Raw genomic sequence first — 22,867 nt, 5'->3', positions numbered from 1 at the left:
TTATTCGACAATTTCGCTGACGACACCGGCGCCAACCGTACGGCCACCTTCGCGGATTGCGAAGCGAAGCTCTTTATCCATGGCGATCGGAGTGATCAGCTCTACGGTAACAGCAATGTTGTCACCAGGCATAACCATCTCGGTTCCTTCAGGAAGCTCGACAACACCAGTCACGTCCGTGGTACGGAAGTAGAACTGGGGACGGTAGCCCTTGAAGAAAGGAGTATGACGGCCGCCCTCTTCCTTGGTCAGGATGTAGGCTTCTGCCTTGAACTTGGTATGAGGAGTGATGCTGCCCGGCTTCGCCAGGACCTGACCACGCTCGATATCTTCGCGCTTAACACCGCGCAGGAGGATACCACAGTTATCACCAGCCTGACCTTGATCCAGAAGCTTGCGGAACATCTCAACACCGGTAACAACAGACTTGGACGTCTCTTTCATACCGACAATTTCGATTTCTTCACCAACCTTGATGATGCCGCGCTCAACACGACCGGTTGCAACCGTACCGCGACCGGAGATTGAGAACACGTCCTCAACAGGCATCAGGAACGGACGATCAACGGCACGCTCAGGCTCGGGGATGTAGGCATCAACTTGACGCATCAGCTCCAGAACCGGCTCACAGGCAGCGCAACCATCGTTGCCACAACCACACTCGAGCGCCTTCAGTGCACTACCGGGGACAACTGGAATGTCATCACCAGGGAAATCGTAGGAGGAGAGCAGCTCACGGATCTCAAGTTCAACCAACTCCATCAATTCTTCGTCGTCGACCATATCGGCTTTGTTCAGAAACACAACCATTGAGGGGACACCAACCTGACGAGCGAGCAGGATGTGCTCACGGGTCTGTGGCATCGGGCCATCGGCAGCGGAAACCACCAGGATCGCACCGTCCATCTGTGCAGCACCAGTGATCATGTTTTTAACGTAGTCAGCGTGACCCGGGCAGTCAACGTGTGCGTAGTGACGGTTGTCTGTCTCGTACTCAACGTGTGCCGTTGCGATCGTGATACCGCGCTCACGTTCTTCAGGAGCGTTGTCGATCTGGTCGAACGCTTGGAACTCTGCGCCGCCCTTCGAAGCAAGCACGTTCGTAATTGCTGCTGTCAGGGTCGTCTTGCCGTGGTCAACGTGACCGATTGTTCCGATGTTGACATGCGGCTTAGTCCGCTCAAATTTGGCTTTTGCCATGGTCCTATCTCCTTATATTCGTTTTGCTAAATATTCGTTTTGCTAAAAGTTAACTTAAAATCAACCCTTGGTTTTACTGATAATTTCTTCAGCAATCGCTTTAGGAACCTGATCATAATGATCGAAAGTCATGGTGTAGGTCGCACGTCCCTGGGTCGAGCTACGCAGATCGGTCGAGTAGCCAAACATGCTGGACAGAGGCACATGAGCATTAACAACCTGCGCCCCACCACGTGTTTCCATGCCAGAGACACGGCCACGACGGCTGTTCAAATCGCCCATAACCTCGCCAAGGTACTCTTCAGGGGCGACAACCTCAACAGCCATGATCGGCTCAAGCAGAACCGGCTTGGCTTTGGCAGCGCCATCCTTCAAGCCCATAGAGCCGGCAATTTTAAAAGCCATCTCATTTGAATCAACATCATGGTAGGAACCGTCGTAACAGGTGACACGAATGTCAACCAGCGGGAAGCCCGCAAGTATACCATTTTTAGCGGCCTGCTCAGCACCAGCACCAACCGAAGGGATATACTCTTTCGGAATGACACCACCTTTGATTGCATCAACATATTCGAAGCCACCGCCAGGCTCAAGTGGCTCAAGACGCAGCCAACAGTCGCCGTACTGACCACGACCGCCCGACTGACGGACAAACTTGCCCTGCACTTCAACGGTCTTCGTGATCGACTCGCGATATGCAACCTGAGGTGCGCCGATGTTAGCCTCGACTTTAAACTCACGCTTCATACGGTCGACGATGATCTCTAGATGCAATTCACCCATGCCGGAGATGATGACCTGACCGGTCTCTTCATCCGTCTTGACGCGCAAAGAAGGGTCTTCCTGAACCAACTTACCGAGTGCAGTGCCCATCTTTTCCTGGTCACTCTTAGTCTTAGGCTCGATGGCGATATGAATAACGGGCTCCGGAAACTCCATTGACTCAAGAATACAAGGAGACTTGGGATCACAGAGAGTATCACCAGTCGTCGTATACTTCAAACCAACAGCGGCAGCGATATCACCGGCGTAAACAGCCTTGATCTCCTCACGCTTGTTTGCGTGCATCTTCAAGATACGACCGAAACGTTCCTTCTTGTCCTTGGTGGCATTGACAACATGCGCACCAGCCTCGGCAACACCTGAATAAACGCGGAAGAAGGTCAACTGCCCAACGAAGGGGTCAGTCATGACCTTAAAGGCCAGAGACGCAAAGGGAGCATTGTCATCAGCAGGGCGAGTCAACTCAGCACCAGAATGAGGATCGACACCCGGAATCGGCTTAACATCAAGAGGAGAAGGCATATAGTCGATTACTGCATCAAGAAGCGTTTGCACGCCCTTATTCTTAAACGCAGTACCACACAACACGGGATTGATCTGCAACGCCATGGTCGCATTGCGAATACCGGCCTTAATCTCATCAATGGTGAGCTCTTCACCACCCAGGTACTTCTCCATCAACACTTCATCAACAGAGCTGATCTCTTCAAGCATTACCTCACGGGCAGCTTCGGCATCATCCAGCATTTCTGCCGGAATATCCATAACCTCATAATTAGCACCCATCGCCTCGTTATCCCAGACAATCGCTTTCATCTGGACAAGGTCAATAACGCCGCGGAAAAGATCTTCAGCACCAATAGGCAACTGAATTGGAATAGGGTTTGCGCCAAGACGGTCACGAATCATCTCGACACCGCGAGTAAAATCGGCGCCAACACGGTCCATCTTGTTAATAAAGGCCATACGGGGGACACCGTACTTGTCAGCCTGGCGCCAAACCGTTTCAGACTGAGGCTCAACGCCTCCGACTGAACAGAAAACAGCAACCGAGCCGTCCAGAACCTTCAATGAACGCTCTACTTCAATGGTAAAATCAACGTGACCGGGGGTATCTATAATATTGACTCGGTGGTCTTTCCAGAAACAAGTCGTTGCAGCGGAGGTAATAGTAATACCACGCTCCTGCTCCTGCTCCATCCAGTCCATAGTGGCAGCGCCATCATGAACTTCACCGATTTTGTGGGAAACGCCAGTGTAGTAAAGAATACGCTCGGTAGTTGTGGTCTTACCAGCATCAATGTGAGCCATGATGCCGATATTACGTGTTTTTTCAAGTGATACTTTGCGAGCCACAGCAGTAAATCCTCCGCCTACCAGCGATAATGAGCGAAGGCTTTGTTAGCTTCGGCCATACGATGAGTGTCTTCACGTTTCTTAACCGTGGCACCACGGTTCCCAGCTGCGTCCATAAACTCTGCAGCAAGACGCTCCTCCATGGTCTTCTCACCACGGCCGCGCGCATAACCAACAATCCAGCGGATTGCCAGCGCATTGCGGCGTTCGGAACGAACCTCAACCGGAACCTGGTAAGTCGAGCCTCCAACGCGGCGAGACTTGACCTCGACAACCGGACGAACGTTTTCAATAGCTTTCTTGAAAACCTCAACCGGCTCATCGCCTGTGCGCTCCTTGATCAGGTCGAAAGCACCGTAAACAATACGTTCAGCAGTACTCTTCTTACCACCAATCATCAAAGCATTGACGAACTTGGCTACCAATCGGTCATGAAACTTTGGATCAGGCAGGATAACCCGCTTGGCTACTTCTCTTCTTCTCGGCATAACGTCCTCTTCGTATCTCTAATTACTTGGGCCGCTTGGCACCGTACTTGGAACGCGACTTCTTACGATCCTTAACACCGGCAAGGTCAAGAGCTCCACGGACGATCGTATAACGAACGCCTGGAAGGTCTTTTACTCGGCCACCACGCACCAGAACAACTGAGTGCTCCTGAAGGTTATGGCCTACACCAGGGATGTAGGAGGTAACAACCATTCCGTTAGTCAGGCGCACACGAGCGACTTTACGAAGCGCAGAGTTAGGCTTCTTCGGAGTCGTAGTGTACACACGAGTACAGACACCACGCTTCTGAGGGTTACCCTTCAGCGCAGGCGTTGTTGACTTGTCTTGCTTTTTCTCACGACCTATACGGATCAATTGATTGATCGTCGGCATAGAATCACTCCCGATTTTTGCGTATTCATAGCGTTAAAAGAACAGATTTTCTCAGAGGAGAAAACCCGCTGAATCTAACAAAGCGGGCCTCCCCTGTCAAGCATTTTAAAAGCAAACTACTATTTTTTATTGCGAGCCGAAAAAGTTAATCGATATCAGCATCTTCGACTATTTCAGCAGGCTCTTCAACGACCATTTCTGCAAGTTCCGCTTCATAATTCTCAGCGTCCTCGTCGATTTCCTCGACAACAGGGAGCCGCTCTTCCGGATCGTCGATCAAGAGGTTCGCGCTACGGTATTTGATAACACCCGTACCGGCCGGAATCAAGCGACCCATGATAACGTTCTCTTTGAGGCCTTGCAGGCCATCCTTCTTACCTTCGATTGCAGCCTGGGTAAGCACCTTAGTCGTCTCCTGGAAGGACGCTGCGGAAATAAACGACTCGGTCGACAGAGAAGCCTTGGTGATACCAAGCATAAGCGGCTCTCCGACTGCTGGCTGCCCGCCTTCGGCGAGAACTTTCTGGTTTTCGACATTAAACTGCCAGCGCTCTACTGAATCATCGGCCAGGAAGCGCGTGTCACCAACAGCCTTGATCTTGACACGACGCAGCATCTGACGAACGATAACCTCAATATGCTTGTCGTTGATCTTGACACCCTGCAATCGATAAACTTCCTGAACTTCATCAACCAGATACTTGGCCAATTCTTTCTCACCAAGAACCCGCAGGATATCATGTGGATTGCTAGAGCCGTCCATCAGGGATTCACCGGCACGCACGAAGTCTCCTTCATGTACGCTGATATGCTTGCCTTTTGGAATCAGGTACTCTTTAGGCTCACCAATCTCCGGAGTCACCACAACCTTGCGCTTACCCTTGGAATCTTTGCCGAAGGCAACGACGCCGTCAATCTCAGTAATCACGGCAAACTCTTTTGGCTTGCGCGCCTCAAAGAGTTCAGCAACACGCGGCAGACCGCCGGTGATGTCCTTGGTCTTGGTGGTTTCGCGAGGGATGTTGGCGAGAATGTCGCCGGCCATAACCTCTGCGTCTTCTTGAATCAGGATATTAGCGCCAACCGGCATCATGCAACGCTGCGCGGTTTTGTTACTATCGTCTTTGATCGAGACCCGCGGACGCTTGTCAGCAGCCTTGGTTTCAATAACAACTTTACGGGAAAGACCCGTAACATCGTCAACCTGCTCCTCGACGGTCAGACCTTCAACCATGTCACCGAAGCGAACCCTACCGGCAGCTTCAGAAAGAATTGGCATGGTGAAGGGGTCCCATTCAGCGAGGACAAGCCCTTTGGTTACAGCATCACCCTCACCGATCTTCAAGCGAGCACCGTAAACGACGCCGTAACGCTCACGCTCACGACCGGTTTCATCGACCACAGCAACCTCAGCATTACGGTTCATAACCACGAGGCGACCTTCGCTATTCGTGGCTGTCGTCAAGTTAATAAACTTGAGTGATCCTTCAGTACGGGCTTCAAGTGCGGTCTGCTCAGCCTGGCGTGACGCGGTACCACCGATATGGAAGGTACGCATGGTCAGCTGGGTGCCCGGCTCACCGATTGACTGGGCAGCGATAACGCCAACAGCTTCTCCAAGATTGACGACATGGCCACGAGCCAGATCACGACCATAGCAGGACGCGCAGATGCCGCGACGACTCTGACAGGTGAGAACCGAGCGGATCTTGATTTTCTCTATTCCTGCATCCTCGATCTTCTGAACCAGGGCCTCATCAATGGACTGATTGTCCTCAACAAGAACCTCGTCCGTAACCGGGTCGACAATATCTTCGAGAGCAGTACGCCCCAGAATACGATCGCCCAAAGGCTCGATAACTTCACCGCCCTCGATCAGAGAGCTGATATTGATGCCGTCCAGAGTACCGCAATCCTCTTCCATAATGATTGCGTCCTGAGCAACGTCAACCAGACGACGGGTGAGGTAACCAGAGTTAGCGGTCTTAAGTGCTGTATCGGCCAAACCTTTACGGGCACCGTGAGTCGAGATGAAGTACTGCAGAACCGTAAGACCTTCACGGAAGTTTGCGGTAATTGGTGTTTCGATGATCGAGCCGTCCGGCTTGGCCATCAGACCACGCATACCGGCCAACTGACGAATCTGCTGATGGCTACCACGAGCACCGGAGTCAGCCATCATGTGAATCGGGTTAAAGGAAGGAACCTTAACCTCTTTACCTTCTGGCGAAGTCACCGTCTCTACCGCCAGCTTGGAAAGCATCGTCTGGGCGATATCTTCGGTACACTTGGCCCAGATGTCGATGACCTTGTTGTAACGCTCGCCGTCGGTGATCAGACCTTCCGTGTATTGTTCTTGTATCTCCGTGACTTCACTAACAGCAGCGGAAAGATACTTCTCTTTGTCCTCGGGGATCACCATATTGTCAAGACAGATGGAAACACCTGCGATCGACGAGAACTTGAAGCCGGTCTCTTTAAGCTTATCGGCCAGGATTACGGTCTCCTTGTTACCGGCAAAACGGAAGCACAGGTCGATAAGCTCACCAACCTGCTTCTTGTTCATGACGCGGTTTACTGCCGAGAAAGGAATCGATGTATGCACAACCTCGCGCAACAGAACCCGGCCAACCGTGGTTTCAACGATTTCCGGTTCTTCACCAGCGACAGGCTCGACACGAACCTTGATCTTGGCCTGCAGATCGACCTCTGTGGCGTCGTAAGCCATACGGACCTCTTCCGGAGAAGAGAAAACCATATTCTCGCCTTGGGCAAAAGCCCGTTCACGAGTCATGTAGTAGAGACCGAGAACCATATCCTGTGACGGAACGATGATCGGCTTACCGTGTGCTGGAGACAGGATATTGTTCGTCGACATCATCAGAATGCGAGTCTCAACCTGGCTCTCAACCGAAAGCGGCAGATGGACAGCCATCTGGTCGCCGTCAAAGTCGGCGTTAAAAGCAGTACAGACCAATGGGTGCAGCTGGATCGCCTTGCCTTCGATAAGAACCGGCTCAAAAGCCTGGATGCCGAGACGGTGCAGGGTCGGTGCACGGTTGAGCATGACCGGGTGTTCCTTGATAACCTCTTCAAGGACGTCCCAAACCTCGGGGCGCTCTCGCTCGACCAGCTTCTTGGCGCTCTTGATCGTAGTGCAAAAGCCACGTTCTTCGAGCTTGTTGTAGATAAAGGGTTTGAACAGTTCCAGCGCCATCTTCTTAGGCAGACCGCATTGGTGTAGCCTTAACTCAGGGCCGACGACGATAACTGAACGACCGGAGTAGTCAACACGCTTACCGAGCAGGTTCTGGCGGAATCGGCCGCCCTTACCTTTGAGCATGTCCGAAAGTGACTTGAGCGGACGCTTGTTAGGACCGGTAATTGCGCGACCACGACGGCCATTGTCAAAGAGTGCGTCAACCGACTCCTGCAACATACGCTTCTCGTTGCGGATAATAACCTCGGGAGCACGCAGCTCCATAAGGCGTTTGAGTCGATTGTTGCGGTTAATGACACGACGGTAAAGGTCGTTAAGGTCAGATGTGGCAAAACGACCTCCGTCGAGAGGAACCAGAGGGCGCAATTCCGGCGGCAGGACCGGGATGGTTTCAAGAATCATCCATTCCGGGCGGTTTCCGCTATTAATAAAGGCATCGGCAACCTTGAGCCGCTTGGCAACTTTTTTACGCTTGGCCTCGCTTGTGGCTTCAATCATCTCGGAGCGCAGAGTTGTTGTCAGCTCGTCGAGGTCAATGTCCGTAAGCAGCTCACGAACAGCTTCAGCGCCCATACCGACAGTAAACTGGCCGGCATGCTCTTCCATCGCTTCGCGATATTTCTCTTCGGAGAGGATCTGACCATCGTCAAGATCGCTTTCACCCTTATCAAGAACAATATATGCCTCGAAATAGAGAATGCGCTCGAGCTCTTTCAGAGTCAGGTCAAGCAGAGTTGCAATCCGGCTCGGCAAAGACTTGAGAAACCAGATGTGCGCAACCGGGCAGGCCAGGTCAATGTGGCCGAGACGCTCACGACGAACCTTGCTCGGGATGACCTCGACACCACACTTTTCACAGACGATGCCACGGTGCTTCATGCGCTTGTATTTGCCGCAGTTACACTCGTAGTCTTTGGTTGGACCAAAGATTTTGGCGCAGAAGAGACCATCACGCTCCGGCTTGAATGTCCGGTAGTTGATCGTTTCAGGCTTCTTAACTTCGCCAAACGAACGCTCGCGTATCTTCTCGGGAGAAGAGATAGAGAGACGAATGGAGTTAAAATTGAGAGGGTCTTTCGGCCGCTCAAATAAGCTGTATATATCTTCCAAGACACATCCTCCTTCTCAGGATGAGGGGTTCGCTACAGTATCAGTCCTCTTCAAGCAGCTCTACATCGAGGCAGAGAGCCTGAAGTTCTTTGATAAGAACATTGAACGATTCCGGGAGGCCAGCTTCGAGGGTATGCTTACCCTTGACGATCGCCTCGTAAATCCGGGTCCGACCAGCCACGTCATCTGACTTGACCGTAAGGAATTCCTGTAGCGCATGCGCTGCACCGTAAGCTTCCATGGCCCAGACCTCCATCTCACCGAGGCGCTGGCCACCGAACTGCGCCTTACCACCCAGCGGCTGCTGAGTAACCAGGCTGTAGGGGCCAATGCTTCGAGCGTGAATCTTGTCGTCGACCAAGTGATGCAGTTTGAGCATATACATAATACCGACGGTGACCTTCTCTTTAAACACTTCGCCACTACGACCGTCATGTAAAGTCATCTGGCCGCTCATCGGCATACCGGCACGCTCCAGCTCACCTTTGATCTGGTCTTCATGAACACCCTCGAAGACCGGTGAAGCCATGGGAACACCGTGTGAGAGGCGACGCGCCAGCGTCAGGACGTCATCATCGCTCAAAGCATCAATGAAGCCGTTCAGCTCCTTGTTGCCGTAGATGTCCTTGATCTGCTTGCGCAGCTTCTTCGGATCGAGCATCTGATCGATAGAGGCCTGAATCTGCTCACCCAGACCGCGCGCCGCGAGGCCAAGGTGGGTCTCCAGGATCTGACCGACGTTCATACGAGACGGGACACCCAGCGGGTTGAGGACTATCTCTACCGGAGTACCATCATCGCGGTAAGGCATGTCTTCTTCAGGCAGGATGCGAGAGAGGACACCTTTGTTACCGTGACGACCGGCCATCTTGTCACCGACAGAGAGTCGACGTTTGATGGCGATATAGACCTTGACCATTTTGATCACGCCCGGAGGCAGATCATCGCCGCGCTTGAGCTTTTCAATCTTGTCGGCAAAAACAGTCTTGATGATATCTTCACGCTCAGTCAGGCGCCGGACAGTTTCACTGACCTTTTTTTCCGCTTCTTCATCAGCAAGAGAAATTTCACGCCAGAGGCTGAAAGGGATCGACTCCAGAGCCTTTTCGGTAATTTTACGACCCTTGGCCAACAGGGTTTTACCATCACGATCCTTGACCGGGGCAGAAACCGCCTGGCCATTCAGAAGACCGGCCAGCTTGCGCTGAGAAGACTCACGGATGATGCGAATCTCGTCATTCTGGTCCTTAAGCAGCTTGTCGATCTCAGTCTGCTCGATATACTCAGTACGGCTATCCTTGTCCAAACCCTTGCGGGAGAAGACGCGGGCGCCGATAACGACACCTTCGACACCAGGTGGCACGCGCAGGGAAGTATCGCGAACATCACCGGCCTTTTCGCCGAAAATGGCCCGCAGTAGCTTCTCTTCTGGTGACAGCTGTGTCTCACCTTTCGGCGTGATCTTACCAACCAGGATGTCGGTCGGCTTGACTTCAGCCCCGATCCGGATAATACCGCTCTCGTCGAGATCGCTCAGGGCATCCTCGCCAAGATTGGGGATATCGTCGGTAATCTCTTCCTTACCCAGCTTGGTATCGCGGGCAACACACTCAAACTCCTCAATGTGAATTGAGGTGTAGCGGTCTTCCTTAACCAGCTTCTCGGAGATCAGGATCGAGTCCTCGAAGTTGTAGCCGCCCCAGGGCATGAACGCGACCAGAACATTCTGTCCGAGAGCCAACTCCCCCCACTGGGTGGACGGACCGTCGGCCATGATTTCACCGCGCTTGATCTTGTCACCGACTTTAACGATCGGCTTCTGGTTGAGGCAGGTGTTCTGATTGGAACGGATAAACTTGATCAGGTTGTAGATGTCAACACCGGTTCCGGTCTCATCAACCTCATGGTCATCAATCTTGACGACGATACGGCCGGCGTCAACGTTTTCGACAATACCGTCGTGTCTGGCGACAACCGCTGAACCGGAGTCATGAGAGACGATACGCTCCATGCCGGTTCCGACCAAGGGGGCATCAGCACGCAACAGAGGCACGGCCTGACGCATCATGTTGGAGCCCATCAGGGCGCGGTTGGCGTCGTCGTTCTCGAGGAATGGAATCAGTGAAGCGGCCACCGAAACCAACTGCTTCGGTGAAACGTCCATCAGACCGATCTCTTCGCGATTGATCAACATGAACTCGCCGTTTTTACGTGCATTGACCAGTTCGTTAACAAAACAGTTCTTTTTGTCGAGGGGAGCATTCGCCTGGGCGATTGCGTGACCCTCTTCTTGCAGAGCTGAGAAGTATTGAATTTCGGAAGTAACCTTGCCGTCCGTAACGATCCGGTAAGGTGTCTCCACGAAACCATGAACATTGATTCGGGCGTAGGTCGAGAGTGAAGCGATCAGACCAATGTTTGGGCCCTCAGGAGTCTCGATCGGGCAGACACGACCATAGTGAGTAGCGTGAACGTCACGAACTTCAAAACCGGCTCGCTCACGGGTCAGACCACCAGGTCCGAGGGCGGAGAGGCGACGCTTGTGCGTGATCTCCGAAAGCGGATTGGTCTGGTCCATAAACTGGGAAAGCTGACTCGAACCGAAGAACTCCTTAACAACAGCCGAAACCGGCTTGGAGTTAATCAGGTCGTGGGGCATCAGGCTATCCACTTCCTGCAGGCTCATGCGCTCCTTAATGGCCCGCTCCATGCGAACGAGGCCAACACGATACTGATTTTCAAGCAGTTCACCAACAGCACGTACGCGGCGATTGCCAAGATGATCGATGTCGTCAATCTTGACCGGCAGTTTACGTGTATTACCCTTGTCGTCCTCAACTTCCCATTCATGAGCACCATTACGCAGATCGATCAGGTAGCGCACGACCTCAAGAATGTCATCCGTGGTCAGGGTCGTCACTTCGAGAGGCAGCTTCAGCCCAAGCTTGTGATTCAGCTTGAGACGACCGACCGTCGACAGATCGTAGCGTTCTTCGTTGAAGAAGAGACTCGTAAAGAGTGCGTCAGAGCTCTTGAGTGTTGGCGGATCTCCCGGGCGCAGTCGACGGTAAATTTCTACCTTGGCTTCTTCCGGAGAGTTAACCTTATCCAGAAGGAGGGTGTCGCGCAGATAGGGGCCGACAAACATGTTGTCGATAAAGAGGACCTTGATGTTATTGATGCCACGGGTAACGAGCTCTTCGAGCTTGGCGGCCGTAAGCTCTTCATTACACTCAATCAACACCTCACCCGTTGATTCATCAATGACATCGGCCGAAGCGATCTTACCAACGACCTCCTCTTCAGGAATCTCGATGAATTCGAGTTGTTTCTCTTCAATTTTTCGAATCGCGGCCTTGGTAAACTTACGGTTGGCCTTTACAAGAACCTCGCCGTCGGCATCAACAACCTCAAAGGTTGCACGCTGACCGAGAAGAAGCTTGGTATTAACCTTTTTGCGATAAACTCGTGTCTCTGCTGTATCACCACTCTCCACAAAAATTTCTTCTGTGTCGTAGTAACGGTTCAAAAGCTCCTCGACAGAATAACCGAGAGCTTTAAGCAGCACAGTGGCCGGCAACTTACGTCGCCTGTCGATGCGCACAAAAAGGATATCTTTGTGATCAAAGTCAAAATCGAGCCAGGAACCCCGATAAGGGATAACCCGGGCGCTGTACAGAATCTTGCCGCTCGAATGCGTCTTGCCCTTGTCGTGGTCAAAGAAGACCCCGGGCGAACGATGCAGCTGACTGACGATTACACGTTCAGTGCCATTGACGATGAATGTACCATTCTCGGTCATCAACGGAATTTCGCCGAAATAAACTTCCTGCTCCTTGATGTCGCGAATCGACTGTACGCCAGACTCTTTGTCAACATCCCACGAGACCAGCCGCACCTTAACCTTCATAGGCGCTGCAAAAGTCATCCCCCGTTGGTGGCATTCCTCGACATCATACTTAGGGGTCCCCAGCGTGTACTCGACATACTCCAAGGAGCAGGTCTCGCTGAAATCCCGAATCGGGAATACTGAACGGAAAACCGCCTCCACACCAATATTCTGGCGGGCGGAAGCAGGCAAATCCGCCTGCAGGAAACGCTGATAGGAATTCTTCTGGATATCAATCAGGTTGGGGATATCGATAATCCGTTTGATTTCCTGAAAGTGTTTCCTAAGTAGCTGGTTATTCGCAATCGAATAAGCCATGGTGTCTCCTTCTAGCTAACTGAATGTATAATAGCCAAGGCCGCACAAGGCGACCTTGGCTAGGACGTGATTATCCGAGGCGGGCTACTATTTGAGCTCCACGCTTGCGCCAGCTTCTTCGAGCTGTGATTTGATGCCCTCGGCTTCTTCTTTGGATGCGCCTTCTTTGACGGTGTTAGGTGTACCATCAACCAGGTCCTTAGCTTCCTTCAGGCCCAGGCCGGTGATAGCACGGACAACCTTGATGACGTTGATTTTCTTGTCGCCAATAGCGGTGAGAACAACGTCAAACTCAGTCTTCTCTTCAGCAGCAGCATCGCCACCAGCAGCAGGACCGGCAGCAGCAACAGCCACAGGGGCAGCAGCAGAAACGCCAAAGACTTCTTCCAGTTCCTTGACCATTTCAGCAAGTTCAAGGACGCTCATCTGTTTGATGAATTCAATTACTTGTTCTTTTGTGATATCAGCCATTGTTCTAAATCCTCCGTAATTCTTTATCTAGATTAAGTTATTAATTTGTATTCGGTTAGCCAGAGAAAACTCAGGCTGCGTCTTTTTGATCTTTGATTGCCGACAGAGCCTGTACAAATGTACGAGGCACAGCAGCCAGAACGCCAACGAAGTTGGACGCCGGAGCGCTCATGGAACCCAGCATTTTGGCCAGCAGCTCTTCACGGCTTGGCAGTTCAGCCAGGGCCTTGATGTCTGCAATAGCCAACAGCTTACCGTCGAGCATGCCTGCCTTCAGTTCGAAAGCTTCGTTCTTCTTGGCAAACTCCACCAACGCTTTAGCTGGTGCCACCGGATCATCATTAACCAGGGCAATTGATGTCGGACCACTCAGGTACTCGTCCAGACATGCAGACTCTGTGTCCTTCGAAGCCAGACGTAGCAGAGTGTTCTTAACCACCCGATAGTCAACCCCAGTTTCACGGAGTTTATTCCGCAAGTCATTTGCCTGAGCAACGTCAAGACCACGATAATCAGCCAGAAAAGCTGCTTTAGCTTCCTTAAGCTTGACCGATAATTCCGCGATTAGAGCTTCTTTGCTTTGCTTATTCAATGTCTCTCCTCCTTTCCTGTAGATTTCCGAGCTTTTACAAGCTCTTCATCCTAGCCTTCAAGAAGGTGAAGAAGAGACTGATTGTCTCGCACACCATCCATCTCGCCTCGGCAGGTGGCTGTACCATTAAACCGCAAGGTACCTGCTGTCTGTGGCCAGGAGTTGCCTTTTATGTAACAAACGTAGCCATAAAACAGCTACGGTAACACGTCATAATTATTTGACGAGTGCCTGCAGATCGGGCACGTCAACATTGACACCAGGACCCATTGTTGAAGAAATGGTAACCTTCTTCACATAGGTACCTTTGGCTGTAGACGGCTTGGCTTTAAAAATCGCGTCCATCAAAGTAAGCAGATTGCCCTTAAGCTTGTCAGCGTCAAAGGAAGCCTTGCCGACAGGAGCATGGATGATACCTGCTTTTTCGACACGATACTCAACCTTACCGGACTTGGCTTCTTCAACAGCGCGGCTCACCTCAAAGGTAACAGTTCCAACCTTCGGGTTCGGCATCAGGCCACGAGGGCCGAGAAGCTTGCCGATTTTACCAACGGTTCCCATCATATCAGGAGTAGCAATCGCGGTATCAAAATCGAACCAGCCATCTTTGATCTTGTCGACCAGGTCGTCACCACCAACATGATCGGCACCAGCGTTCTGAGCTTCCAGAGCTTTTTCGCCCTTGGCAAAGACCAAGACACGGATCGTCTTACCCAGACCGTTCGGCAGAACAACGGCACCACGCACCATCTGGTCTGCTTTACGGGGGTCAACGCCGAGCTTGACTGACACGTCTACCGACTCGTCAAATTTGGCGAATGCCGTTTCTTTGACCAGAGCCAACGCCTCGTCAACCTCGTAATTCTTGTTTCGGTCGACTTTTTCCTTGGACGCTTTAATCTGTTTTCCAGTTGCCATTGTCTATATTCTCCGCATTCAGCGTGTAGTAATTAAGCTTCAACCTCGAGACCCATGCTGCGGGCAGTTCCCTCAATGATACGCATGGCGCCTTCAATGTTATATGCATTCAAGTCAGGCATTTTGAGCTTGGCAATTTCCTCAACCTGAGCCTTGGTAACTTTACCAACCTTGTCCTTGTTCGGCACACCAGACCCTTTGGCAATCTTGGCAGCCTTCAGCAACAGAACCGCTGCGGGAGGAGTTTTGGTAATAAAAGTAAAGGAGCGGTCAGCATAGACCGTAATGATGACCGGAATAATCAGGCCGTCCTGATCCTGCGTTCTGGCATTATAAGCCTTGCAGAACTCCATGATGTTTACGCCGTGCTGACCCAATGCCGGACCGACTGGTGGTGAAGGGTTTGCCTTACCGGCAGCGATCTGCAATTTTATCTGTCCAACAACCTTTTTGGCCATGAAATGACTCCTTAAAAACTATATTCCACCAGCGGTTCAGCTGGTCTTCTCAACCTGAATAAACTCGAGCTCAACGGGGGTTACACGGCCAAAGATGCTGACCATAACCTTGAGCTTCGCCTTATCAGGCTTAACGTCTTCGACAATGCCGGTGAAATTAAGGAACGGACCATCGATAACCCGTACGGTTTCACCAACTTCAAACTCGACTTTCGGCTTGGGCCGTTCCACGCCTTCTTCCATGCGCGCAGTAATCTTGGCCACCTCATCATCCGGGATCGGCGGAGGCGTTGTTCCACCGCCCACAAAACCGGTGACCTTTGGCGTATCCTTAACGATATGCCAGGTCTCACTGTTCAACTCGACATGAACCAGGATATAACCGGGAAAGAACTTACGGGTGGACGTTTTTCGTTCACCATTCTTAAGCTCAACAACGGTCTCCGAGGGGATCAAAACCTCACCGAACAACTCTTCCGCGCCTAAGGAGCGGATGCGTTCTTCAAGGTTGAGTTTGACCTTGTTCTCGTAACCCGAGTAAGTATGTACTCCGTACCACTTCTTCTCGCTCATGGATTCACCAGGTCTCTCAGTTGAGCAAGGTCTGAATCATTGTCGACAACGCCGTATCAACGACCCACAAGAAAACCGCAACCATCAGGACAAGCACAATGACAACCATCGTCGACCCATAAGTTTCCTTACGGGTTGGCCATGTGACCTTTTGCAGCTCCGCTTTGACCTGCTGGAGAAATTCACCAACCTTGAAATTCACTATCGCAACCTATTAGTAGGATTATCGTTAAAGTTAATTGGCAGGCCAGGTAGGATTCGAACCTACAACACCCGGTTTTGGAGACCGGTGCTCTAGCCATTAGAGCTACTGGCCTGCAACCTTAAACAATCTGACCCGCTAGCTGTCGGCCTTACTTGGTCTCGCGATGGACCGTGTGCTTCCGGCAGAAACGGCAGTACTTCTTGAACTCCAACTTGTCGGGAGTATTCTTCTTGTTCTTGGTCGTCGTGTAGTTGCGCTGTTTGCAATCAGTACAACCAAGAGTCACGATATCACGCATTGATTAATCCTCGGCGTCCTGCTCTTGAAGAACAGGACGCCTGATCTTGTAAAAATTCAGTTAAGAGCGATGCTACTCGACAATTTCGCTGACGACACCGGCGCCAACCGTACGGCCACCTTCGCGGATTGCGAAGCGAAGCTCTTTATCCATGGCGATCGGAGTGATCAGCTCTACGGTAACAGCAATGTTGTCACCAGGCATAACCATCTCGGTGCCTTCAGGAAGCTCGACAACACCAGTCACGTCCGTGGTACGGAAGTAGAACTGGGGACGATAGCCCTTGAAGAAAGGTGTGTGACGGCCGCCCTCTTCCTTGGTCAGGATGTAGGCTTCTGCCTTGAACTTGGTATGAGGAGTGATGCTGCCCGGCTTCGCCAGGACCTGACCACGCTCGATATCTTCGCGCTTAACACCGCGCAGAAGGATACCACAGTTATCACCAGCCTGACCTTGGTCCAGAAGCTTGCGGAACATCTCAACACCGGTAACAACAGACTTGGACGTCTCTTTCATACCGACAATTTCGATTTCTTCACCAACCTTGATGATGCCGCGCTCAACACGACCGGTTGCAACCGTACCGCGACCGGAGATTGAGAACACGTCCTCAACAGGCATCAGGAACGGACGATCAACGGCACGCTCAGGCTCGGGGATGTAGGCATCAACTTGACGCATCAGCTCCAGAACCGGCTCACAGGCAGCGCAACCATCGTTGCCACAACCACACTCGAGCGCTTTCAGTGCACTACCGGGAACAACTGGAATGTCATCACCGGGGAAATCGTAGGAGGAGAGCAGCTCACGGATCTCAAGCTCAACCAGCTCCATCAATTCTTCGTCGTCGACCATGTCGGCTTTGTTCAGGAAGACAACCATTGAGGGGACACCAACCTGACGAGCGAGCAGGATATGCTCACGGGTCTGAGGCATCGGGCCATCGGCAGCGGAAACCACCAGGATCGCACCGTCCATCTGTGCAGCACCAGTGATCATGTTTTTAACGTAGTCAGCGTGACCTGGGCAGTCAACGTGTGCGTAGTGACGGTTGTCTGTCTCGTACTCAACGTGTGCCGTTGCGATCGTGATACCACGCTCACGTTCTTCAGGAGCGTTGTCGATCTGGTCGAACGCCTGGAACTCTGCGCCGCCCTTCGAAGCAAGCACGTTCGTAATTGCTGCTGTCAGGGTCGTCTTGCCGTGGTCAACGTGACCGATTGTTCCGATGTTGACATGCGGCTTAGTCCGCTCAAACTTGGCTTTTGCCATTGCGTTATCCTCCCTCTTTAGTCCTGTTCTTAAATAATGTTTCTTGTTTTTTTTGCCAGCACAGTGGCTGCTGGCCCCATTTTAAACGAAATCAAATACCGTTGACCGCCTCGCTCTTTAACTGGCAACGAAATGGAGCCCACAATCGGACTTGAACCGATGACCTCATCCTTACCAAGGATGTGCTCTACCTACTGAGCTATGTGGGCTTATCATATCGTCACTGTCTCAAGACAGCCTGGTAATTGGAGCGGGAAACGGGATTCGAACCCGCGACCCTCAGCTTGGAAGGCTGATGCTCTAAGCCAACTGAGCTACTCCCGCATAAATCGTTTCGTTGGGCTTATGCCTAAATCTTATGAATTCTTCTTTGTGGATTCCGGCAATCCCATCCTCGCAGTCGCTACGGTTCACAACCTCCTGCGCTAAACAGTCCTGCTTTTCTCCGGCAAGTCTTTCTTAGTGGTGGAGGGGGGAGGATTCGAACCTCCGAAGTCTACGACGTCAGATTTACAGTCTGATCCCTTTGGCCACTCGGGAACCCCTCCAGGGGACATCTTTTATTCAGTTTTATGGGGAGCCAGGCTCCCCGGCAACCCAATGGAGCTGGCGAGAGGAATCGAACCCCCAACATCCTCATTACAAGTGAGGTGCTCTACCAGTTGAGCTACGCCAGCACAAGGGGCGTTATATACATCAGCACCAGGCAAATTGCAAGAAAAAACTCACAACTTTCTGGTGGCGACACCACAAGTGCGCAGTTATAACGAAAACAATTAGCTATGTCAAACAACAAAACATTCTTTCTCGACAAAAAACGAATCTGCAAAAACATTCGGACATACAAACAGAGCTTTTTCGGTGGCAAGCAGATCCTTCACTGAGAAGCACTTCTTTTGGAGGGCTCTTTTTTGTCTTTCTTTTATACTACCTCATCACAGTCGGATAACATTCATCAGGGCCCAGGCTGTCAGGGAAAGCGTCACGAAGAACATAACGGGATTGCCAGCAGAGCTCACACTCATCGGCAAAAGACCCCTCCGGCTGACACCCTTCGGCCACAGCTCGATGATAAAGACCGGCTGGCCCTTCTTCAGCCAACACCATCAACAGTGGCGACTGGCTGACCGAATAGTCACGTAAAACATCCCCAAGACTACGATCCTTAAGGTTGCCGATAATTAAACCGTAGCAGATCATCACATTGCCATAGGGGTCAATCCAGACCATCTGCGGCTCGAAAGGACTTGTCTCTCCCAAGCAGCAACAGAGATTACGACAGGGCGACTCTGGAATTCTTTGCTCCTGATCCGCTTTATTTTTTACAGCAAGGGGGCTCCCCTTCCCTATTTTTCTGATCGGGATAGGGGCAAAAGGGATCGCAAAGACCTCAGCTTTGTCCGGCGGCACATCTCCCTCTGGGTAGCAACAGACGACGAAAGAATGTTTCCCCAAGCCTTGCACAGAGACCTGCCCAGCAGCAGTATGCAAGTGAGCGATCGGCACCTGTTGTTGATGGTAGCTATCTGCAGAGAGGCAGACACCATTGACGCCTCGCGTCTTCAATTGCTCCACAGTTTGTTGCGCGCGCTGTTGAGTCTCGCCCCAGAACCCGTTGCTTGCGATACCAACCGTTTTACTGCCATACTTCTGAATCACTTCAAGCAAACGATGCAACTCATCCTCAAAGAGAAGGGGTTCTCCACCGCTGACATGTTGCCAGGCCAGCGGTTCAGACTGCTCCAGACTGTTAAGGGCTTCTCGAGCCAGGTCATGGCTGAGAACATTCAGAGGCCCCTTAACGTCAAAGAAGCAGTGTTGGCAATTCAAGTTACAACGATAACTAATGATCCAGGTAATCCCGGAGATGGTAAGAGCCACGCCTAGCCTCTAACCGGCAGGACATCAGCAAAGGTGAAATCTCCATGGGTAACCTTCTCGCCAATCTCTACATTGAGTCCGCTTGAGAACATCGGCCCATCAATCACCAAGGTATGGAACTCACCGTTCTCACCACACGGATCAACGCCAACAGGCAAATCATCAAGAAAGGTATGATCATACTGACGTCCGACAAATTCGGCGGAGAGAGCTCTCTGGTCAACACAGGTCACGACAGCGCGCAAACCGCTATCGACCATGTCACGGGACAATTGCCTGGTATCTCTCAACCAGAGGGGAAAGATCGCACCAAGGCCGCTGCCCTGCATCTGTTTTTCGCGATACTGGCGGATATCTTCAAGGAAGAGGTCACCAAAGATGACATTCTGCACGCCTCTCTCACGCAGGACTTCAATCGTGCCACCGACAAGACGCCGGTAAGTCTCGTTATCACAGGGCATGGGCAACATAACCATTTCAGCCGGCAACCCGAGCGCCACCATCTGCTTTTGCAACAACTCTTTGCGCACACCATGCATGGCAACCCGGTCATTTTCGCTATTAAGGGTGGTCAAGAGACCAACCACTTCGAATCTTTCCTCGGTTCTGACCTGGTGTAAGGCAAAAGCGCAATCCTTACCACTACTCCAGGAGACGACAACCTTCGGCTTGTCTTTCTGGTTCATAACTCAACCCCTTCATCCTTTGATTTTTGCAGCGATCTTTTCCGAAACCAGGCTTACTCTTGGCGTGCCGAGCAGAGGGTTCTCGTCTACCAGCAAGGTGCAACCGTAACTTTTTGACAACTGCTCCTGAGTCAGCACCTGACGCGGAGTACCAATCTGTTCAACTTCACCATCCTTGAGCAGAAGTAAACGATCGGCATAGGTTGAAGCAAGGTTCAGATCGTGGGAGACCATCACGATTGTGAGCTGTTCTTGCTGCCGCAAGCGCTCCATGAGGTCCATAATCCGCAGTTGATGAGCCGGGTCAAGGGAAGCCGTCGGCTCATCGAGTAGCAGGATCTTGGATTGCTGACAGATCGCCCGGGCAATAATCACCCGCTGACGCTCACCTCCACTGAGCTGGCCGAGGCGACGACTGGCAAGATGGCCGACCTCTGTCAACTCCATGGCCTGTTCAGCCAACCGCAGGTCTTGCCGACCCTCGACAGCAAGTAAGCCGAGGTGAGGATAGCGGCCCATCAGCACCGTTTCTGCAACGGTGAAAGGGAAATCCGCATTGATCTGCTGGGGGACCAGGGCCAGGGCACGCGCCAGTTCTTTTCTCGCGTACCCTGCGATCGCCCTTTGCCGAATTTCAATATCACCAGCAGAGAGAGGGTGTAATCCTGAGAGAGCCTTCAACAGGGAGGTCTTACCCGCCCCGTTCGGTCCGATAATGACAAAGAATTCGCCCTGTTCAACGCTGACAGAAACATTCTTTACAACCGGCCGGGTGCCGTAGTGAAGACTGACGTTCTTGATATCGATCAGATTCATTTTCGCCCCCTCCACAGCAAGCCGATAAAGAGCGGAGCACCGACCAGGGCCGTCACAATTCCTACCGACATCTCACCCTGACTGGGCAGACTCCTGGCTAACAGATCGCAAAGCACGAGATAGGAGGCACCCGACAAAATACAGGCCGGGATAAGGATACGATGATCCGAACCCAGAACCAGTCGCAGGATATGGGGAACCGTCAGGCCGACAAAGCCGATCAGCCCTGAGTGACAAACCGTCAAACTCACCATCAGGGACGCGGTCAGCAACAAGACCAGCATCATTGCAGCGACATTAACACCCATGGAGGATGCACTTTCACGACCGGTCAGGAGCAGGTTGAGGGGTTGAGCGAGCAGAAAGATCAGCAAAAAGCAGGGCAGAACCCCGAGCAATAGAGGCAGAGTGTCAGTGCCGACCGAGGAGAGATCGCCCATCAGCCAGAAAATGATTTTCTGCATCTGGGAGGTCTTACTGACCGAGATCAGGAACATGATGACAGCGCCACAAAAGGCGTTCACCATGACACCACCGAGCAGCAGGGAATCGCTGTTACCTTCCCTGCGATTACTCAACAACAGCACCAGCATGAGAACGAGTAACGACCCGGCAAAAGAGCTTAAAGTTAACCCGGGGAAGATACTGAATCCGGCGAGGATGCCGAGAATAGCACCGACCGCTGAGCCGCCGGAAACACCCAGGATATAAGGTTCAGCCAGAGGGTTACGCAAGAGAGCCTGGAAGACCAGGCCGCCCAGAGAGAGGGAGGCGCCAACCGTCGCCGCCAGGATCACTCTCGGCCATCGCAATTGCCAGACAATTACTTCCAGGGTGGGATCAGGCTCACCTTGACCGAACAGTAACTTCCAGGCTGCAGAGGCGTCACCGGACGAGCCAACCGCCAAGCCCAACAACATGGAACAGGCGAGCAGCAGGCTGAGAACCAAGGTGACAGCGATCAGTTTTTTATAAACGGGGACATAACCAATCATTTTCACAGCTCTAGCCTGCCGGGTTATTGAGCTTGATCAAGCTCAGGATGAAGCAGCACAATCAGGTACTCGAGGGCATCGATCAATCTTGGTGAAGGGCGATCAAACAAGTCCGCATCGACAATATGCAAGCGGTTCTGTTTAACCGCCGGGACCTGTGGCCAGGCGTCCCAACGCGCGCGTAATTCCTGCTCCGAGTAGCCGCCTCCCATTGAAGCAAGAAGCACCACATCAGGCTTCATAACCAGCAACTCCTCCCAGGAGTAACGGGGATAACCTCTGCGATTAGCAGCAAGGTTAACAGCACCGGAGCGAACCAACAACTGATGCAGGAAGGTATCGGAGCCTGCCGAGAAAATCGGTTGTGCGTCGATCTGAAAAAAGACCCGGGGTCGATCCTTCACCCCCTCGAGCTGAAGAGCAACCTTATCCAAACGTCTCTGGTAACCGGAGACCAGGGCGGCCGCCTGCTCCTCCATGCCGTAAATTTCACCCAGGCGGACAACGGTATCAACGACATCCTCAAGACTTTTCGGGTCAAACACATAGACCGGTATGCCGAGGCTCTCAAGCCTTTCAACGGCAGCCTTCGGGTTGCCGTCTTTAGTCGCCAGACAGAGTTGCGGCTTAAGCTTGACGATTCTTTCGATATCAAGAGCAATGTAAGAGCCAACTCTCGGCAATTTGGCCGCTGCGGCGGGAAAGGTTGCGAAACGGGTCGCGCCCACCAACAGCTCGCCCCCGCCGACCTCGTAACTGGTCTCGGTAAGACTTGGAATCAGTGAGACCACACGGGTCAGAGGTTCTGCGACTTCAACCTTGCGGCCGAGTTGATCAATCAACTCACGGCTCTGCGCAGGACCGACAAGGAGAAAAGAAAAGAGCAAAAAGAGTAAGGCTTTTTTCATAGAGGAACCATGGGCCATCGTCACAAAACAAAGTGA

19 protein-coding genes and 5 tRNA genes are annotated in these 22,867 nt (G+C 52.2%); all 24 read right to left on the bottom strand.

Translation table 11 applies throughout. The annotated features are described in order from the left end of the window. The 24 genes from tuf (P9J64_06640) to P9J64_06525 all read right to left on the bottom strand — a co-directional run bounded on the left by tuf (P9J64_06640) (position 1) and on the right by P9J64_06525 (position 22,831). Positions 1 to 1,200 carry an elongation factor Tu gene (gene tuf, locus P9J64_06640; GenBank protein MDG5467998.1) on the bottom strand — a complete coding sequence of 400 codons (1,200 nt, stop codon included), beginning with the start codon at positions 1,198 to 1,200 and terminating at the stop codon, positions 1 to 3. Positions 1,201 to 1,260: 60 nt separating this feature from the next. Next, positions 1,261 to 3,339, bottom strand: coding sequence for an elongation factor G (fusA, locus tag P9J64_06635; protein ID MDG5467997.1), 2,079 nt, complete (start codon positions 3,337 to 3,339; stop codon positions 1,261 to 1,263). A 17-nt stretch (positions 3,340 to 3,356) separates the two neighbouring features. Then, entirely contained in the window at positions 3,357 to 3,827 is a 471-nt protein-coding gene (gene rpsG, locus P9J64_06630; protein MDG5467996.1) for a 30S ribosomal protein S7, read from the bottom strand. A gap of 22 nt (positions 3,828 to 3,849) precedes the next feature. Next, positions 3,850 to 4,221, bottom strand: a complete 372-nt coding sequence (gene rpsL, locus P9J64_06625; protein MDG5467995.1) for a 30S ribosomal protein S12 — start codon at positions 4,219 to 4,221, stop codon at positions 3,850 to 3,852. Positions 4,222 to 4,366: 145 nt separating this feature from the next. After that, a complete protein-coding gene (gene rpoC, locus P9J64_06620) occupies positions 4,367 to 8,551 on the bottom strand; it encodes a DNA-directed RNA polymerase subunit beta' (protein MDG5467994.1) in 4,185 nt (1,394 codons plus the stop codon). A 40-nt stretch (positions 8,552 to 8,591) separates the two neighbouring features. Next, a complete protein-coding gene (gene rpoB, locus P9J64_06615) occupies positions 8,592 to 12,758 on the bottom strand; it encodes a DNA-directed RNA polymerase subunit beta (protein ID MDG5467993.1) in 4,167 nt (1,388 codons plus the stop codon). An 87-nt stretch (positions 12,759 to 12,845) separates the two neighbouring features. After that, positions 12,846 to 13,229 carry a 50S ribosomal protein L7/L12 gene (rplL, locus tag P9J64_06610; GenBank protein MDG5467992.1) on the bottom strand — a complete coding sequence of 128 codons (384 nt, stop codon included), beginning with the start codon at positions 13,227 to 13,229 and terminating at the stop codon, positions 12,846 to 12,848. Positions 13,230 to 13,299: 70 nt separating this feature from the next. Next, on the bottom strand, positions 13,300 to 13,821 hold the full coding sequence (gene rplJ / locus P9J64_06605) for a 50S ribosomal protein L10 (protein MDG5467991.1): 522 nt from the start codon (positions 13,819 to 13,821) through the stop codon (positions 13,300 to 13,302). A gap of 216 nt (positions 13,822 to 14,037) precedes the next feature. Then, positions 14,038 to 14,739 (bottom strand): 50S ribosomal protein L1, encoded by a 702-nt coding sequence (gene rplA, locus P9J64_06600; GenBank protein MDG5467990.1) that lies wholly within the window; start codon positions 14,737 to 14,739, stop codon positions 14,038 to 14,040. A gap of 32 nt (positions 14,740 to 14,771) precedes the next feature. Further along, entirely contained in the window at positions 14,772 to 15,197 is a 426-nt protein-coding gene (gene rplK, locus P9J64_06595; GenBank protein ID MDG5467989.1) for a 50S ribosomal protein L11, read from the bottom strand. A gap of 36 nt (positions 15,198 to 15,233) precedes the next feature. Further along, a complete protein-coding gene (gene nusG, locus P9J64_06590; GenBank protein MDG5467988.1) occupies positions 15,234 to 15,770 on the bottom strand; it encodes a transcription termination/antitermination protein NusG in 537 nt (178 codons plus the stop codon). Between the two features lie 16 nt (positions 15,771 to 15,786). Next, a complete protein-coding gene (gene secE / locus P9J64_06585) occupies positions 15,787 to 15,972 on the bottom strand; it encodes a preprotein translocase subunit SecE (protein ID MDG5467987.1) in 186 nt (61 codons plus the stop codon). A gap of 38 nt (positions 15,973 to 16,010) precedes the next feature. Beyond that, positions 16,011 to 16,087, bottom strand: a tRNA-Trp gene (locus tag P9J64_06580). A gap of 36 nt (positions 16,088 to 16,123) precedes the next feature. Continuing rightward, positions 16,124 to 16,273, bottom strand: coding sequence for a 50S ribosomal protein L33 (gene rpmG / locus P9J64_06575; protein MDG5467986.1), 150 nt, complete (start codon positions 16,271 to 16,273; stop codon positions 16,124 to 16,126). Between the two features lie 72 nt (positions 16,274 to 16,345). Next, complete coding sequence (tuf, locus tag P9J64_06570; protein ID MDG5467985.1) at positions 16,346 to 17,545, bottom strand: elongation factor Tu; 1,200 nt, start codon at positions 17,543 to 17,545, stop codon at positions 16,346 to 16,348. 133 nt (positions 17,546 to 17,678) lie between these two features. After that, a tRNA-Thr gene (locus P9J64_06565) sits at positions 17,679 to 17,754 on the bottom strand. A 37-nt stretch (positions 17,755 to 17,791) separates the two neighbouring features. Beyond that, positions 17,792 to 17,869 (bottom strand) — tRNA-Gly (locus P9J64_06560). 139 nt (positions 17,870 to 18,008) lie between these two features. Then, positions 18,009 to 18,093: transfer RNA gene (locus P9J64_06555), tRNA-Tyr, on the bottom strand. A 53-nt stretch (positions 18,094 to 18,146) separates the two neighbouring features. After that, positions 18,147 to 18,222 (bottom strand) — tRNA-Thr (locus P9J64_06550). Between the two features lie 250 nt (positions 18,223 to 18,472). After that, the gene (locus P9J64_06545; GenBank protein MDG5467984.1) at positions 18,473 to 19,426 is read right to left on the bottom strand and encodes a hypothetical protein; all 954 of its coding nucleotides are present in this window, start codon (positions 19,424 to 19,426) and stop codon (positions 18,473 to 18,475) included. A 2-nt stretch (positions 19,427 to 19,428) separates the two neighbouring features. Further along, a complete protein-coding gene (locus tag P9J64_06540) occupies positions 19,429 to 20,112 on the bottom strand; it encodes an adenine nucleotide alpha hydrolase (protein MDG5467983.1) in 684 nt (227 codons plus the stop codon). A gap of 12 nt (positions 20,113 to 20,124) precedes the next feature. After that, the gene (locus tag P9J64_06535; protein ID MDG5467982.1) at positions 20,125 to 20,928 is read right to left on the bottom strand and encodes a heme ABC transporter ATP-binding protein; all 804 of its coding nucleotides are present in this window, start codon (positions 20,926 to 20,928) and stop codon (positions 20,125 to 20,127) included. Further along, positions 20,925 to 21,923 carry an iron ABC transporter permease gene (locus P9J64_06530; GenBank protein ID MDG5467981.1) on the bottom strand — a complete coding sequence of 333 codons (999 nt, stop codon included), beginning with the start codon at positions 21,921 to 21,923 and terminating at the stop codon, positions 20,925 to 20,927. The genes P9J64_06535 and P9J64_06530 overlap by 4 nt, the downstream gene beginning before the upstream one ends. Positions 21,924 to 21,946: 23 nt before the next feature. Further along, complete coding sequence (locus P9J64_06525; protein ID MDG5467980.1) at positions 21,947 to 22,831, bottom strand: cobalamin-binding protein; 885 nt, start codon at positions 22,829 to 22,831, stop codon at positions 21,947 to 21,949. Between the last annotated feature and the right edge of the window lie 36 nt (positions 22,832 to 22,867).

Source organism: Deltaproteobacteria bacterium IMCC39524, assembly GCA_029667085.1.
Lineage (GTDB): Bacteria > Desulfobacterota > Desulfuromonadia > Desulfuromonadales > BM103 > M0040.
This window is presented reverse-complemented; position numbering and strand designations above follow the sequence as displayed.

Coding starts and splice junctions, on each gene's coding strand:
- tuf (MDG5467998.1), bottom strand. CDS start 1,200: ATGGCAAAAGCCAAATTTGAGCGGACTAAGCCGCATGTCAACATCGGA.
- rpsG (MDG5467996.1), bottom strand. CDS start 3,827: ATGCCGAGAAGAAGAGAAGTAGCCAAGCGGGTTATCCTGCCTGATCCA.
- rpsL (MDG5467995.1), bottom strand. CDS start 4,221: ATGCCGACGATCAATCAATTGATCCGTATAGGTCGTGAGAAAAAGCAA.
- rpoB (MDG5467993.1), bottom strand. CDS start 12,758: ATGGCTTATTCGATTGCGAATAACCAGCTACTTAGGAAACACTTTCAG.
- rplL (MDG5467992.1), bottom strand. CDS start 13,229: ATGGCTGATATCACAAAAGAACAAGTAATTGAATTCATCAAACAGATG.
- rplA (MDG5467990.1), bottom strand. CDS start 14,739: ATGGCAACTGGAAAACAGATTAAAGCGTCCAAGGAAAAAGTCGACCGA.
- rplK (MDG5467989.1), bottom strand. CDS start 15,197: ATGGCCAAAAAGGTTGTTGGACAGATAAAATTGCAGATCGCTGCCGGT.
- nusG (MDG5467988.1), bottom strand. CDS start 15,770: ATGAGCGAGAAGAAGTGGTACGGAGTACATACTTACTCGGGTTACGAG.
- rpmG (MDG5467986.1), bottom strand. CDS start 16,273: ATGCGTGATATCGTGACTCTTGGTTGTACTGATTGCAAACAGCGCAAC.
- tuf (MDG5467985.1), bottom strand. CDS start 17,545: ATGGCAAAAGCCAAGTTTGAGCGGACTAAGCCGCATGTCAACATCGGA.
- P9J64_06540 (MDG5467983.1), bottom strand. CDS start 20,112: ATGAACCAGAAAGACAAGCCGAAGGTTGTCGTCTCCTGGAGTAGTGGT.
- P9J64_06535 (MDG5467982.1), bottom strand. CDS start 20,928: ATGAATCTGATCGATATCAAGAACGTCAGTCTTCACTACGGCACCCGG.
- P9J64_06530 (MDG5467981.1), bottom strand. CDS start 21,923: ATGATTGGTTATGTCCCCGTTTATAAAAAACTGATCGCTGTCACCTTG.
- P9J64_06525 (MDG5467980.1), bottom strand. CDS start 22,831: ATGAAAAAAGCCTTACTCTTTTTGCTCTTTTCTTTTCTCCTTGTCGGT.